This is a genomic window from Nonomuraea muscovyensis (assembly GCF_014207745.1).
Lineage (GTDB): Bacteria > Actinomycetota > Actinomycetes > Streptosporangiales > Streptosporangiaceae > Nonomuraea > Nonomuraea muscovyensis.
The window spans coordinates 2041204-2054668 of the sequence record NZ_JACHJB010000002.1; the positions used below are offsets into that span (position 1 = coordinate 2041204).

The 13465-nt window shown below is 71.1% G+C and carries 16 protein-coding genes; 9 read left to right on the top strand and 7 right to left on the bottom strand.

The genetic code is table 11. From position 1 onward, the window contains the following. Nucleotides 1-27 precede the first annotated feature (27 nt). Nucleotides 28-741, bottom strand: coding sequence for an SDR family oxidoreductase (locus tag FHU36_RS26295; protein WP_185086491.1), 714 nt, complete (start codon nt 739-741; stop codon nt 28-30). Between the two features lie 113 nt (nt 742-854). Here FHU36_RS26295 and FHU36_RS26300 point away from each other — a divergent pair, with 113 nt between their 5' ends. From FHU36_RS26300 to polX, 4 genes are all read left to right on the top strand, one after another. Beyond that, on the top strand, nt 855-1685 hold the full coding sequence (locus FHU36_RS26300; RefSeq protein WP_185086492.1) for a helix-turn-helix transcriptional regulator: 831 nt from the start codon (nt 855-857) through the stop codon (nt 1683-1685). A gap of 1 nt (nt 1686) precedes the next feature. Further along, nucleotides 1687-2724, top strand: coding sequence for a zinc-dependent alcohol dehydrogenase family protein (locus tag FHU36_RS26305; RefSeq protein WP_185086493.1), 1038 nt, complete (start codon nt 1687-1689; stop codon nt 2722-2724). Nucleotides 2725-2841: 117 nt separating this feature from the next. Then, nucleotides 2842-3810 carry an aldo/keto reductase gene (locus FHU36_RS26310; RefSeq protein WP_185086494.1) on the top strand — a complete coding sequence of 323 codons (969 nt, stop codon included), beginning with the start codon at nt 2842-2844 and terminating at the stop codon, nt 3808-3810. A 98-nt stretch (nt 3811-3908) separates the two neighbouring features. Beyond that, nucleotides 3909-5591: a DNA polymerase/3'-5' exonuclease PolX gene (polX, locus tag FHU36_RS26315; RefSeq protein WP_185086495.1), complete on the top strand. Its 1683-nt coding sequence runs from the start codon at nt 3909-3911 to the stop codon at nt 5589-5591. 144 nt (nt 5592-5735) lie between these two features. Here polX and FHU36_RS26320 read toward each other — a convergent pair whose 3' ends face one another. Continuing rightward, entirely contained in the window at nt 5736-6167 is a 432-nt protein-coding gene (locus FHU36_RS26320; protein ID WP_185086496.1) for an uL11 family ribosomal protein, read from the bottom strand. Nucleotides 6168-6262: 95 nt separating this feature from the next. Between FHU36_RS26320 and FHU36_RS26325 the strand changes: the two genes are divergently transcribed. Beyond that, nucleotides 6263-6607, top strand: a complete 345-nt coding sequence (locus FHU36_RS26325) for a hypothetical protein (RefSeq protein ID WP_185086497.1) — start codon at nt 6263-6265, stop codon at nt 6605-6607. 217 nt (nt 6608-6824) lie between these two features. Then, nucleotides 6825-7688: an LLM class F420-dependent oxidoreductase gene (locus tag FHU36_RS26330; protein WP_185086498.1), complete on the top strand. Its 864-nt coding sequence runs from the start codon at nt 6825-6827 to the stop codon at nt 7686-7688. Nucleotides 7689-7983: 295 nt separating this feature from the next. Here the strand turns inward: FHU36_RS26330 and FHU36_RS26335 are convergent, their stop codons facing one another. Then, nucleotides 7984-8484, bottom strand: a complete 501-nt coding sequence (locus FHU36_RS26335) for a phospholipase A2 (RefSeq protein ID WP_185086499.1) — start codon at nt 8482-8484, stop codon at nt 7984-7986. A gap of 244 nt (nt 8485-8728) precedes the next feature. On the opposite strand from FHU36_RS26335, the gene FHU36_RS26340 reads away from it, so the two are divergent. Next, a complete protein-coding gene (locus FHU36_RS26340; RefSeq protein WP_185086500.1) occupies nt 8729-9034 on the top strand; it encodes a hypothetical protein in 306 nt (101 codons plus the stop codon). Between the two features lie 54 nt (nt 9035-9088). Here the strand turns inward: FHU36_RS26340 and FHU36_RS26345 are convergent, their stop codons facing one another. The 3 genes from FHU36_RS26345 to FHU36_RS26355 are packed head-to-tail and all read right to left on the bottom strand — an operon-like array spanning nt 9089 to nt 10319. After that, nucleotides 9089-9520 (bottom strand): DUF6463 family protein, encoded by a 432-nt coding sequence (locus FHU36_RS26345; protein ID WP_185086501.1) that lies wholly within the window; start codon nt 9518-9520, stop codon nt 9089-9091. Beyond that, nucleotides 9517-10161, bottom strand: coding sequence for a DUF2867 domain-containing protein (locus tag FHU36_RS26350; protein WP_185086502.1), 645 nt, complete (start codon nt 10159-10161; stop codon nt 9517-9519). Before FHU36_RS26350 ends, FHU36_RS26345 begins: the two co-directional genes overlap by 4 nt. A 14-nt stretch (nt 10162-10175) precedes the next feature. Next, on the bottom strand, nt 10176-10319 hold the full coding sequence (locus tag FHU36_RS26355) for a hypothetical protein (protein ID WP_185086503.1): 144 nt from the start codon (nt 10317-10319) through the stop codon (nt 10176-10178). 101 nt (nt 10320-10420) lie between these two features. On the opposite strand from FHU36_RS26355, the gene FHU36_RS26360 reads away from it, so the two are divergent. Further along, complete coding sequence (locus FHU36_RS26360) at nt 10421-10996, top strand: TetR/AcrR family transcriptional regulator (protein WP_185086504.1); 576 nt, start codon at nt 10421-10423, stop codon at nt 10994-10996. Nucleotides 10997-11141: 145 nt separating this feature from the next. On the opposite strand, the gene FHU36_RS26365 is transcribed toward FHU36_RS26360, so the two are convergent. Further along, nucleotides 11142-11888, bottom strand: a complete 747-nt coding sequence (locus tag FHU36_RS26365; RefSeq protein WP_185086505.1) for a hypothetical protein — start codon at nt 11886-11888, stop codon at nt 11142-11144. Between the two features lie 508 nt (nt 11889-12396). Here FHU36_RS26365 and FHU36_RS26370 point away from each other — a divergent pair. Next, entirely contained in the window at nt 12397-13443 is a 1047-nt protein-coding gene (locus tag FHU36_RS26370) for a sulfite oxidase (RefSeq protein ID WP_185086506.1), read from the top strand. The last annotated feature ends 22 nt before the right edge of the window (nt 13444-13465 follow it).

Consider the following 13465-nt stretch of genomic DNA (forward strand, 5'->3'; position numbering starts at 1 on the left):
ACTGTCCGGACGGGCGGCCTCCACACCTCACCAGCCGACGGACCCGTCGTCCTGGAGGTACGCGCCGGTCGGACCGTCCGCGTCGAGGGTGGCGAGCCGGACGGCGACGGCCGCCCCCTGCTCGGGTGTGCGCGGCCCCGTGTGCCCGTTCAGGTCGGTCGCGCAGTAGCCGGGATTGGCGGCGTTCACCTTGATCGGGGTGCCCGCGAGCTCCTTGGCGTAGCACACGGTGACCATGTTGAGCGCCGTCTTGGAGGAGTTGTAGGCCAGGAGGTTGTGCGCGTAAAAGGGGGTGTCCGGGTCGAGCGCGAGGCTGATCGAGCCCAGCTCGCTCGACATGTTGACGATCCGGCCCGCCGGCGACCTGCGCAGCAGCGGCAGCATCGCGTTGGTCACGGTGACCACGCCGAAGACGTTCGTCTCGTACGTCTCCCGCAGCGTGGCGGCCGGGGTGGCGCTCGGCCGGATGTCGTCCTGGGGCACCGCGATGCCGGCGTTGTTGACCAGGATGTCCAGGCTGCCGTACTCGTCCTCGATCCACTTGGCGGCCGACCGCACGCTCTCCTCGTCCCTCACGTCGATCGGCACGAACGGCCGGCCGAGCCGCTCGGCGGCGACGCGCCCGCGCTCCTCGTCACGCGCTCCCACGATGGCGGTGACGCCCCGCTCGGCCAGCAGCCGCGCGATCTCGAATCCGATGCCCTTGTTGGCGCCCGTGATGAGCGCCGTCTTCGTCGTCATGCCTGCCACGCTGCCCCCGCCGCGGGCGGAGCAACAGAGACCCGGCGAGTCTGGTACCGGCGATACCACCCACGCCGCGGCCACGCCGCCGAGACGTCGCCGAAGATGGAGGTATGAACCGCGACCAGCTCGCCGCCTTCCTGCGATCCCGCCGCGACCGGATCACCCCGCTGGAGGTGGGGCTGCCGGCCGGGGAGCGGCGGCGCGCCCCCGGCCTGCGCAGGCAGGAGGTGGCGCAGCTCGCGGGCATGTCGGTCGACTACTACATCCGGCTGGAGCAGGGCCGCGGCCCGCACCCGTCACGCCAGGTGCTCAACGCGCTGGCCAGGGCCCTCATGCTGAGCCAGGACGAGCGGGCCCACCTGTTCCACCTGGCCGGGCAGCCGCCCGACCGGCCGGCCCGCAGGGGCGACGTGCCCGGGCCCATCCGGCACCTGATCGGCTACCTGGAGGAGGTCCCGGCCTACGTGCTGGACGCGGCCTACAACGTCCTCGCCTGGAACCCGCTGGGCGAGGCCCTCCTCGGCGACCTGGCCGGCCTGCCGCCCCACAGGCGCAACATCATCCGGCGGGTGTTCGCCGCCCAGGACATGGCCGACCTGCTCGGCGACGAGGACAGGAGCGCCTTCGCCCGCGTGTCGGTCGCCGACCTGCGCGCCGCCGCCGGCCGCTACCCGGACGATCCCGAGATCCAGGCGCTGGTGGCCGAGATGCTGGCGCTCAGCCCGGAGTTCGCCGAGCTGTGGCATCTGCACGAGGTCGGCGTCCGCCGGTCGCAGCGCAAGCGGGTCACGCATCCCGTGGTCGGGACCATCGACCTGGTGTGCCAGATGCTGCCGGTGCCCGACCGCGAGGACCTGCATCTCGTCCTCTACACGGCCGAACCGGGCTCCCCTGCCCACCGGGCCTTGCGCGAGCTGCGGGAGCTGACTCTAAGCTCGTGAGATGCGAGCCGTTGCCTTTGACCTGTTCGGTGGGGAGCTCGACCTGCGCGAGCTGCCCGATCCGTCGCCCGCGCCCCACGGGGCGGTGATCAGAGTCGAGGCGACCGGGCTGTGCCGCAGCGACTGGCACGGCTGGCAGGGCCACGACCCCGACATCCGGTCCCTGCCGCACGTTCCCGGCCACGAGTTCGCCGGGGTGGTGGAGGCGGTGGGCCCCGACGTGCGCGGCTGGTTGCCGGGCGCGCGCGTGACCGTTCCGTTCGTGTGCGCGTGCGGGACGTGCGCGGCCTGTGCCGCCGGTGAGCAGCAGGTGTGCGAGCGGCAGACGCAGCCGGGCTTCTCCCACTGGGGGTCGTTCGCCGAGTTCGTGGCCGTCGACCACGCCGACGTCAACCTGGTCGCCGTGCCCGAGGACATGACGTACGCCACCGCCGCCTCGCTGGGCTGCCGCTTCGCGACGGCGTTCCGGGCCGTCGCGCAGGTCGGCGAGGTACGGCCGGGCGAGTGGGTGGCCGTGCACGGCTGCGGCGGGGTGGGCCTGTCGGCGGTGATGATCGCTTCGGCGGCGGGGGCGCGGGTGGTGGCGGTGGACGTCAGCGCCGAGGCCCTGCACCTGGCCGAACGGATGGGCGCCACGCACTTCGTCGACGGCTCGGCGGGCGACGCGGCGGCCCAGGTCAGGGAGCTGACCAGGGGCGGCGCCCACGTGTCGCTCGACGCGCTGGGCAGCCCGCAGACGTGCGCCGCCTCCGTCGACAGCCTGCGCCGCAGGGGCCGCCACGTGCAGGTGGGGCTGCTGCCCGGCGAGGCGACGCCGGTGCCGATGGGCCGGGTGATCGGGCACGAGCTGCGGCTGCTGGGCAGCCACGGCATGGCGGCCCACGACTACCCGCCGATGATGGAGATGATCCGGGCCGGCATCCTGCATCCCGAGCAGCTCGTCACCCGCACGATCGGGCTCGGCGACGCGGGCAAGGCGCTGGCCTCGATCGGGTCCGTCCCCGGCGTCACCATGATCGCGCCTCACGTCCCGCTCTGAGACAGGTGTGCGGGAGGCCGCCCGGGTCACGATGGCGACGAACGGCGTCGGTGCGCCCGCCAAACAGACGTACGGGTCCGAACTGGTCGTGATCGCGGTCGGTCATAGGGTGGATTCATGGACTACACACGACTTGGCGCCACCGGACTTCAGGTCTCCCGCATCTGCCTGGGCATGATGAGCTACGGCGATCCGGACCGCCAGCGGTGGGCGTTGCCGCAGGAGCGGGCGGAGCCGATCGTCCGTCGTGCGGCCGAGGCCGGGGTGACGTTCTTCGACACCGCCGACGTCTACAGTGCCGGGCAGAGCGAGGTCGTGACCGGCGACGTGCTGCGCGCGATCTTCCCCCGGCGCGAGGACTACGTGCTGGCCACGAAGGTCTACTTCCCGATGGGCGAGGGCCGCAACGACCGCGGCCTGTCGCGCAAGCACATCCACGCCGCGATCGACGCCTCGCTGCGGCGGCTCGGCACCGACTACGTGGACCTCTACCAGATCCACCGGTGGGACGACCACACGCCCATCGAGGAGACCATGGAGGCGCTGCACGAGGTGGTCAAGGCGGGCAAGGCCCGCTACCTGGGCGCCTCGTCGATGTGGGCGTGGCAGTTCGCCAAGGCCCAGCACGTGGCCCAGGCCAACGGCTGGACGCGGTTCACGGCGATGCAGCCGCACTACAACCTGCTCTACCGGGAGGAGGAGCGGGAGATGCTGCCGCTCTGCGCCGACCAGGGCGTGGGCGTGATCCCGTGGAGCCCGCTGGCGCGCGGCGTGCTGGCCCGCGCCGGCTCGTCCGGCTCGACCACCCGGACCGGCTCGGACCCGCGCATCGACGCCCTGTACGAGCCGGAGAACGACCGGGTCATCGTGGACCGGCTCGCCGAGCTGGCGCGCGAGCGCGAGCTGCCGGCGGCGCAGGTCGCGCTGGCCTGGTTGCTCCACCAGCCGACGGTGACGGCCCCGATCGTGGGCGCCACCAGGGACGGCCACGTGGACGACGCGGTGGCGGCGGTGTCGGTGAGCCTGTCGGACAAGGAGCTGGCCTTCCTCGCCGAGCCGTACCGGCCGCGCGAGGTCCGCTTCTGACGGCCGCCGGACCGTGCGCCCGTCGGTGCTCCGGACCGTGCGCCCGTCGGTGCGCCGGTCCGGCGGGAAGTGTCGGTGGGGCCTTCTAAGCTTGCCTCATGGCACGGGCAAACGAGCAGGCCGCGGCGGCGCTGCAGGAATACGCGGAGCTGTTCGCGCTGACCGGGGGCGACGCCTTCCGGGTGCGCAGTTACCAGAAGGCGGCCAAGGCGATCGCCGGCCACCCGGAGGACATCTCGACGACGGAGGTCCGCGCCGTCCCCGGCGTCGGCGAGGCGATCGCCAAGAAGATGGAGGAGTTCCTGCAGCGCGGGAGCTTCCGTCAGCTCGACGACCTGCGCGGCCGGGTGCCCGACGGGGTGCGGCGGCTGACCCGGGTGCCGTCGCTCGGCCCGAAGACGGCCATCATGCTGTTCGAGGACTTCGGCATCGACTCCCCCGCCGCGCTGGGCGAGGCCATCGCGGCGGGGCGCCTCGCCGGGGTCAAGGGGCTCGGCCCCAAGACCCTGGCCAACCTCGCCAAGGGCGTCGAGCAGCTTGAGCAGTCGGGCCGCAGGGTGCACATCGGGGTGGCCATGGCGCTGGCCGAGCAGGTGATGGCGTCGCTGACGGCCGAGCGCGTCGCCCACGCCGGTTCGCTGCGCCGGATGAAGGACACGATCGGCGACATCGACATCCTGGCCGTGGCGCCGGTGTCCGTCATGGAGGAGTTCCGGGCGCAGCCGTACGTCGCGGAGGTCATCGCGGCCGGCGACAAGAAGACGTCCGTGCGCACCACGTCCGGGGTCCAGGTCGACCTGCGCGTGGTGCCCGCCGAGTCGTGGGGCGCGGCGATGCAGTACTTCACGGGTTCCAAGGAGCACAACGTCGCGATCCGCGAGATGGCGGTCAAGAAGGGCTGGAAGCTGTCGGAGTACGGCCTGTTCGAGGGTGAGCGGGTGATCGCCGCCGAGTCCGAGGAGGACATCTACGCCGCGCTCGGCATGCAGTTCGTGCCGCCGCCGCTGCGGGAGGACGGAGGCGAGGTGCGGGCGGCGCTGCGCGGCGAGCTGCCCGAGCTGGTCCGGCTGGAGGACCTGCGCGGCGACCTGCACACGCACACCGACCTCACCGACGGCATCGCGTCGCTGGAGGACATGGTGGCGGCGGCCCACGCCCGCGGCTACTCCTACTACGCGGTCACCGATCATGCCCCCGACCTGACCATGCAGCGCATGACCCTCGACAAGGCGCTGGAGCAGCGCGATCGGCTCGCCAAGCTGCAGCAGGGCTACCCGGGCATGCGCCTGCTGCACGGCACGGAGCTCAACATCGCGCCCGACGGCTCGGTCGACTGGCCGGCCGAGGTCCTGCGAGGGTTCGACGTGTGCGTCGCCTCGGTCCACTCGCACTTCGGCATGTCCCGCGACGAGATGACCCGCCGGTTCATCACGGCCTGCGACAACCCCTACGTCGACGTCATCGGCCACCCCACCACCCGCAAGATCGGCAAGCGGGAGCCGGTGGACGCCGACTGGGACGCCGTCTTCCGCGCCGCCGCGCGCACCGGCACGGTCATGGAGATCGACTCCTACCCCGACCGCTCCGACCTGCCCGCCGACCTGGTGCGGCTGGCCAAGCACCACGGGGTCAAGTTCTCGATCGACAGCGACTCCCATGCCATCCCCCACCTGGCCCACCAGCGCTACGGCGTCGGCATCGCCCAGCGGGCCTGGCTGACCACCGACGACGTCGTCAACACCTGGCCGCTGGAGCGCCTGCAGGCGTTCCTCCGCCCCTGACCCGGCGCCGCAGGAGCCCTCACCCGCCTCCGCGGGTGAGGGCCGCCGGCTCGCTTCACCGGCGGTCGCGCGCGACGTGGCCACCCGCAGGTGTGCCGTCCGAGCACGGGAGACGGCTCGCGGCGCCGGACACAGGCGGGCCGCTCACTCGTCGGCGACGAGCACGCCCATCGACCGGGCCGTGCCCGCGACCTGCCGCATCGCCGCCTCCACGTCACCGGTGTTGAGGTCGGGCAGCTTGCGCTCGGCGATCTCACGCAACTGCTCCCGTGACAGCTTCGCCACGCTCTCCGTCCCCGGCCGGGCCGCGCCGCGCACCAGCCCGAGGCTCTTGCGGATGAGGTATGCCGTGGGCGGCGTCTTGAGGCGCAGCGCGTACGTGCGGTCCTCGAAGACGGTCACCACGACGGGCACGATGTCGCCGCGCTGGGCGGCCGTGGCCGCGTCGTAGTCGAGCTTGAGCTGCCGCGTGTTGATGCCGGCCGGGCCCAGCATCTTGCCGATGTCGGTCATCGCCGCGTTGCCGCCCTCCAGTTCCAGGGTGACCTCGCGGGCGATCTTCTTCTGGTTCGTCATGCGGCGGACGCTAGAACCTCACGCCACGGCAGGGTCAAACTGCTTTTTCCCGCGGCATCGATGCCGGGCTGGCCAGGCGAGCCACCGCTGTGAGTGTGGTCGATCTCCGCCGTCTCGTGACTGTCTCTGCCGGCCGGGATGTGGCGGCAGCCGGCCACCAGTGGGACTTCCCCGTCACCGTGACCTTCACCTGCACCGTCGTCGACCCCGCCGCGGTCGTACACGCGCGTCACACCGACGCCGTCCGCGATGTTCACCGCTTCCTCGCTCAAGACCTCGGAGCCCTGCCGGATGGCGTCTATGCTCCCGGCGAGGAGCAGGGACTCCGTCAGGCTGTCACCACGTGGCTCGAAGCGCGGGCAACCGACTACTGGATCGCCGGGATGGACGTGATCTTCGCCGGCGTGGACGTGGGACCCGCATACATGCAGGAGGCCTGACCTTCGTGGGTCGGCGCGCTGCCGGCACTCCGGCTCGCGACAAGAGCGCGGGGTGTCCGGGCGAGCTGTTCCGGGCTGCATGCCGGCGTGTGGGATAATCATGAGTACGGAGCCCTCTCGGCCCTGGCGCGGTCAGCCCAGGCGAGAGGGTTTTTTCATGCCCGCACCGCGACTGACGCGTCCTGCGCCGGCGATCCTCACCATCAAGGAGTGCTCGATGAAGCTCGGTTTGACCTGCCCTCGTTACACCTGGCCCGGCGGTGACGCCGCCATCGCCGAGCGGTTCGCCACCGTCGCCCGAGGCGCCGACGAGGCGGGGCTGCACAGCTTGTGGGTGATGGACCACCTCTTCCAGATCCCCAATTTCGGCTCCGTGACCGATCCGATGCTGGAGGCGTACGGCGCGCTGTCGTACGCCGCCGCCCTCACCCGGCGCGTCACCCTGGGCGCCCTGGTGACCTGTGCCGTCCATCGCGAACCCGGCCTGCTGGTGAAGCAGGTCAGCACCCTCGACGCGCTCTCCGGCGGCCGAGCCGTGCTCGGCATCGGAGCCGGATGGTTCGAGGAGGAATCGCGGGGGCTCGGCCTGCGCTTCCCGTCGCCGGCGGAGCGGTTCGAGCGGCTGGAGGAGACCCTCCAGATCGCCCGGCAGATGTGGAGCGACGAGGACAAGCCGTACGAGGGCCGGCACTACCGGCTGGAACGGACCCTCAACGCGCCGCAGGCGCTCCCGCCGATCCTGATCGGCGGGAGCGGGGAGACGAAGACGCTCCGGCTCGTCGCCGAGTACGCCGACGCCTGCAACTTCCTGAACGGCGCCGACGTGCGGCACAAGCTCAGCGTGCTACGCGCGCACTGCGAACGGCTCGGACGGCCGTACGAGGCGATAGAGAAGACTCTCCACATGCGCATCCCGGCCGGTCAGAGCGTCGAGGAGAGCGTCCGGCGCTGCGCCGAACTGGCCGCCCAGGGTATCGACCACGTCATCGTCGCAGTTCCCGACGCCGCGGCCGAGTCCGCGCTGGAGCATCTCGCGACCCTGGCTGACCGGGTCGCCCCCATCACCCCGGCCGGCCGCTGACCGAGGACGTGGGCGAGGAGTAACCGGAGCGGCCTGGCACCACTCCGGGCCAAGCGCTTCCGCGCCAAGCGGGTCCGCGCCGAAAGGGGGTCCGTGCTGAGCGAGTCCGTGCCGAACGGCCCCGACCCCGCCGGTTCGGGCCCGCCACTTCCGGCCTGCCAGTGTGGCCGCGCTCGCCCTGCGGGTCGGGCGCGAGGACGATGACGCGTGGGCGCATCGGTCGCACCAGGCCCGCGAGCGCTCTCGAGCGGGTATGGCCGGCGCCTGAGCGGCCGAGCCGGCTGCGGTGGTGGCGTTACTTCCCCTTCCACCGGACAGCCGCGTAGAACTGCGCCGCCGCAGCCCTGCAGCTTGGCTTCAGGTGTGCCTTCATGCCGCCACACGTCCTGAGCATGTCCTGGAGGAGCGCCTGGTCGACGCCCTTGCGGTAAGTGTCGTTCCACCTCTTGGTGCTGACCAGGTCCTTGAGGTTGCGGTAGCCGAAGTCGTGCCGCATGCACGGAATCGCGAAGATCTTCGCCCAGGATTCGACGCTCGGTATTTTCCCGGCGTCCTTCACTGAGCAACCGTCGCTGTTCCAGCTGAAGTTGTACTGCTTGACGGAGTCCTTGTTCCTGTTCGCTCGGAATTTTGCCCACGCCCAGAAGCTGTCCTCCGTCGGCAACGTGAGCTGGACTGCCACGGCCAGCTTCTTCGCCTTACTCGGCTCCGCGTTCGCCACTGCCGGAGCACTGATCAGAGTTAGCACCGCCGCGGTGCCCACGAGCCCGCTCGCGATGACCCTCGTCCTTTTCACAGCCGTCCCTTTCTCTGGGTGGAATCGGCCATCAGATTGGCGGCACGTGACGGGGCAGGACAACTGATCATGGGCCCGACGGCGCGCGAACATACTGCCGACATACCGGGAGGGAGAGGGGCAGCGGGCAACCTTCCAGAGGCCGAAATTTCGTGACTCTGGGGACAACGTCTGGAGTCGCCGGTCAAGTCGTAACGGAAGGCACGAGCCATGACCGCACCTGGCGGCCGCCACGCTGTCCGGGATGGCCACCGCCGCCCAGACCGCCATCAACCCGATGCGCGACGACGGCGAGGCCGCCGACGTCAGCCAGGCGCCGGTCAGGGCAGCGGCCGCGCTGCAGGAGGCCGCCAAGGAGACCCACAGCCTGCGCGCGATGGGCGAGCTGACGACCATGACCGACTGGCAGCGCCCGGTCGCCCCTGATCGTGCCTGGGGCGGCAGGGCCGGCACCACCGCGCCGGTCAGATGCCGTCCGCGACGGTTCCGAGATACGCCAGAAATCCGCCACAGCGATCCGGAAGAGGTCGTCGGTGCTGCTCAGGGGTAGTGCCGGGGGGTTGTGGCGGTCTGGCGTCAGCTCGGGTCGTCCGTGAGGGGCTGGTCACAACGCGGTCTCCTGCGGGGTTCGCGTTGTGCGGGCGTGGGGCGCGGGGTTGCCGTGGCGGGCGGTACGGCGGGCTCCGACCAGCAGCAGAATGTTCGCGAGCAGGAGGATCGGCCAAGGCGTGGCCACGAGGACCACGGCGCCGACCACGGTCCAGACCCCCAGCGTCCAGGCGACGAACGGCGGTGGCGTGATGCGGCGGCGGTCCAGCCACAGCACGATCAGGCCGACCACGACGAGGGGCACGCCGAAGCTGGCCACACTCAGCCAGTACGCGCTGTTCGCGGGGCTCATCGCGGCGAGGTCGTCCCCCCACAGTCCTCCGCTGAACCACGTCCCGGCGTGGCTCGCGGCCTTCTCCACCGTCAGCGCACCAACCGTGTGCGCGGCTCCGAACAGCGTGATGAGCCAACCAGCCCACTTGATCATTTGAACTCTCCATTCTCTTCGCGGAACCGCGTGGCTCCGTCGAGGTTGTCGGCGTGACCGTGGTCCCGCCACGCGCGTTCCCATTGCCGGGTCATCGCCGGGTAGACGACCAGGTACCGGAACGGGCTGATCGCGGCCATGTACAGCCGTCCGAACAGGCCGTTGGGTTTGACCAGGGCCGCCATCCGCAGCTCGTGGTCGCCGTTGTCGGTGGGGACCCACCCGAGGTGGCAGACGGTGTGAACGGTCTCGTTCGCCAGTTCCATGGCGAACTCGTCGCCGAGCTCGTAGAGGTTGGTGAACGGGATGCCGTCGAAGTCCGGGCTGAGCGGCTCCAGACGCAGGTCGGGCGGCAGGCGCTCGCGCAGTGACCGCACCCGCCCGCCGACGCCCTGCCGGGGATCATCCCAGCCGAACAGGGCACCCAGCTTCCAGCGCACGGCGAACAGGAGCCGCGTCGGCAAGGACTGCCCGGCGGGTCCGGCGGTCGCTCGCAGCGCGGCGAGCATGGCGGGGAAGTCGTCCGGTCCGGCGCCGGGTGTGCGGAACGCCCACACGTCCTCCACCCGGAAGTCGGGCGTGATCTCGTGGATTCGCCACGGGCGGCTGGTGTGCTCGGTGCCGGGAAGTCTCCTGGTCATGGTCGGCCTCCCCGTCACCGCGACGGGAAGCGGTGGGTCTGGCGGGGCTTGACCTCCCGCTCGTTGCAGCCGTCGGGCACCGCGCCCAGCTCGCGGCCGGCGAACTCCTCGGCGTGCTCGGGAGCCGGGTTTGGGAAGGCGACGAAACCGAATGACACGACTACTGTCCCCTCTGTTGTTATACGGTGACGTATAGATTGAGGCTAGACCGGTTATACGGCTCCGTACAACGGATGGAAAGGGTGAGGTGGGTCATACGATGGGCGCGTTGCGCACACCGCGCGAAACCTGGGTCGAGGAGGGGCTGCGGGCACTGGCCGAGGGTGGTGTGGACGCGGTGCGCGTCGAATCCCTGGCCAAGGCGCTCGGCGTGACCAAGGGCGGCTTCTACGGCTACTTCGCCGACCGCGACGCGCTGCTGACGGAGATGCTGGACACCTGGGAGCGCGAGAGCGTCGACGACGTCCTCGACCGGGTCGAGCGGGAGGGCGGCGACGTGCTGGACAAGGTCCGGCTGGCCGGGCAGCTCACCTTCGCCGGCGACCGCCTGCTCCCCATCGACCTGGCCATCCGCGACTGGGCCCGCCGCGACCAGGCCGTCGCCGAGCGCCTACGCCGCGTGGACAACCGGCGCATGCAGCTGCTGCGCGACGCGATCAGCACGTTCTGCCCCGACCCCGACGAGGTCGAGGCCCGCAGCCTGCTTGCCTTCGGCGCGGCCATCGGCAGCCACTTGATCGCCGCCGACCACCCCGGCCGCACCCGCGCCCAGGTCATCGCCCGCGCCGGCGACCTCATCCTCAACCGCCCACCCAGCAACCCGAGGTACCGATAGGCGCCTACCTGGCGCACATCCGCACCGATCGGCCGGGCGCGGCGCCGCGAAGGACACCAGCAGGAGGAACGGCCACATGCCCGCCGTGGCCGGTCGGCCGCCGCGCGGCGACGGCAGCCAGGATGGCGAGGAGGCGGAACATCGGCTAGGACCGATCGAGCAGGCGAGTCCGGGAGGACAACGCCGACACCCCCGCGATCAGGTACGGCCAGTCGACCAGCTCCAGGGTGCTGGAGCAGTTGTGCGGCGCGTCGGACAGGAGCCAGGCGGCGGGCTCGAACAGTGCGGGCACCAGCAGCACCAGGCCGCAGAGCGGCGCGGCCCGATACCCGGAGAGCACGGCGCCGATCGCGGCGGCCGAGACCCAGCAGTAGAGGCCGTGGGCGGTGTCGAGGTGGTAGAAGGCCAGCGCCCAGGTCCCCTTCGTGTCCGCGTAGCAGCCGACGTCGCTGGTGGGGGTGTTCCTGGCCAGGGTCTGGACGAGCGCGAGCAGCACGACCGCGCTCCAGATGACCGCCCGTGGCCATGGCACCCGCTGCTCCGGGCGGGTCCGCAGGAATGCGGCGACGGCGATCGCCTGGCAGGCCAGTATGGAGCCGAACTGCGGGCCGAAGCCGCCGGTTCCGGAGGCGACGAGGGTCGACACGGTGAGCACCAGCACAACGGCCGCGGCGATCGCGCCGACCTTGGGAAGCCACCGCGGCCTCCAGAGCGCGAGGAACGCCAGCAGGACCGGCAGGTAGTCGGTGGCGTAGCCGTGGGCCACCCCGATCGCGAGCTCCAGCGGATCCGGCTGTGGCGGCTCGTGGCCGAACCAGCCGAAGCTGCGGAGCATCAGGACGGATAAGAAGGTCGGCGCGGTGGCCGCCAGGATGGCCAGGAGACGGAACATCGGCAGCCTCTCGCGCGAAGTTGATCAGCGGCGAGCGTACCGAACCGCCACGACAAGATGATCTCGAAGCGCACGGTCTGGAAGTGCTCCGGGCCGGGAGGTAGACGGGTGGGTGCCGGCCGTCGAGCTCGATGCCGGCCAACCACGCCGGCTCCCGTGCGGGCAGGCCTCATCTACCAGTCCCGCCGCCCAGGCTCCAGGCGATCCGGCTGCACCCTGGGCCGGGCGGGTACGTACAGGTGGTGGGGGTTCGGATGGGTGGGAGTCGCCTGTCGTGGGCTGGACGCCGTGGTGTCAGTTGGGGCACCCCCGGCGGGGTGTTCGCTGGCGGGGAGATCAGTGCGGTTCCGGTGGACAGCCGGGCCGCGCTGCCGCCTGTTCGTGCGGAGAGTGGCGGAGATGGTCTGGCCCGGGGAGATCGAGACGGGCGGACCGGTCGTGGTGGGAGGTGGATCGGCGGGCACCGCTGTGATTACATGGATTTCAAGTAGGAAATAGAGGAGGATCCATGAAGCAGGTCACGGCGGCCATCGTCAAGCCGCTGCCGGATCACCTGTTCATCCGGCACGACGGCAGCGCGGAGATGCGCTGGGAGGCCATGGCCGGGCTCGGGTACCACACGCCGATCGACCGCTTCTTCGTACGCAACCACACCTCCACCCCGTTGATCGACGCCCACACCTGGCGGCTGCGCCTGCACGGACCGGGAGTGCGATGTCCGGCCGTGTACGACTACGCCAGCCTGCGGGCCATGCCGACACGGACGATCGACGCCGCGATCGAGTGCACCGGGAACGGCCGGCGCTTCTACGAGACGCAGCAGCACGACCCGACCCCCGGCACCCCGTGGGGGCTCGGCGCGATCGGGGTGGCGCGCTGGCGCGGGGTGCCCCTGGCGTATCTGCTGAGGCAGGCCGGCATCCGGCCGGAGGCCGTGGACGTGGTGGCCCGCGGGCTCGACGCGCCGTTCGAGGACCACGGTCACGTCCGCCGCCCGCTGCCCGTGGCCAAGGCCCTGGACGACGTTCTCGTCGCCTACGAGATGAACGGCCGGCCGCTGCCGCCCGACCACGGATTCCCGGCTCGCCTCGTGGTGCCGGGCTGGGCGGGAATAGCGTCGATCAAATGGCTCGGCGATCTCGACGTGACCACGTCCGAAGCCGCCACGCCGTGGAACACCGTCTTCTACCGCGATATCACCGTGCAGCCGGTGAAAAGCGCTTTCGAACTCGCCTGGGATTCCACTCTGGTCGCCGGGCGCTCGTACGTGCTGCGCGGCAGGTCATGGTCCGGACGCGGACATATCGTGAACGTGGAGGTCAGCTTCGACGGCGGGGTCACCTGGCACCAGCCGGAGCAGCGCGGACGACACCTGGTCGGGGCCTGGGCGCGCTGGCACGTCAACTGGGTGCCGCGGCGCCCGGGGCCGCACGTGCTCATGGCGCGGGCCACCGACGAGACCGGCGCCACGCAGCCGCTGGTCACGCCGCGCCATCCACTCGGCTACGACTTCGACGCGGTCGTCCGGCATCCCGTTCAGGTCGTCGAATGGTAGAGAATCACCACGGTCCAGGGCT

Bases quoted from the DNA above. Each gene is read 5' to 3' on its own strand.
- FHU36_RS26295 (WP_185086491.1), bottom strand. From the start codon at position 741: ATGACGACGAAGACGGCGCTCATCACGGGCGCCAACAAGGGCATCGGA.
- FHU36_RS26300 (WP_185086492.1), top strand. From the start codon at position 855: ATGAACCGCGACCAGCTCGCCGCCTTCCTGCGATCCCGCCGCGACCGG.
- FHU36_RS26305 (WP_185086493.1), top strand. From the start codon at position 1,687: ATGCGAGCCGTTGCCTTTGACCTGTTCGGTGGGGAGCTCGACCTGCGC.
- FHU36_RS26310 (WP_185086494.1), top strand. From the start codon at position 2,842: ATGGACTACACACGACTTGGCGCCACCGGACTTCAGGTCTCCCGCATC.
- polX (WP_185086495.1), top strand. From the start codon at position 3,909: ATGGCACGGGCAAACGAGCAGGCCGCGGCGGCGCTGCAGGAATACGCG.
- FHU36_RS26320 (WP_185086496.1), bottom strand. From the start codon at position 6,167: ATGACGAACCAGAAGAAGATCGCCCGCGAGGTCACCCTGGAACTGGAG.
- FHU36_RS26330 (WP_185086498.1), top strand. From the start codon at position 6,825: ATGAAGCTCGGTTTGACCTGCCCTCGTTACACCTGGCCCGGCGGTGAC.
- FHU36_RS26340 (WP_185086500.1), top strand. From the start codon at position 8,729: ATGGCCACCGCCGCCCAGACCGCCATCAACCCGATGCGCGACGACGGC.
- FHU36_RS26345 (WP_185086501.1), bottom strand. From the start codon at position 9,520: ATGATCAAGTGGGCTGGTTGGCTCATCACGCTGTTCGGAGCCGCGCAC.
- FHU36_RS26350 (WP_185086502.1), bottom strand. From the start codon at position 10,161: ATGACCAGGAGACTTCCCGGCACCGAGCACACCAGCCGCCCGTGGCGA.
- FHU36_RS26360 (WP_185086504.1), top strand. From the start codon at position 10,421: ATGGGCGCGTTGCGCACACCGCGCGAAACCTGGGTCGAGGAGGGGCTG.
- FHU36_RS26365 (WP_185086505.1), bottom strand. From the start codon at position 11,888: ATGTTCCGTCTCCTGGCCATCCTGGCGGCCACCGCGCCGACCTTCTTA.
- FHU36_RS26370 (WP_185086506.1), top strand. From the start codon at position 12,397: ATGAAGCAGGTCACGGCGGCCATCGTCAAGCCGCTGCCGGATCACCTG.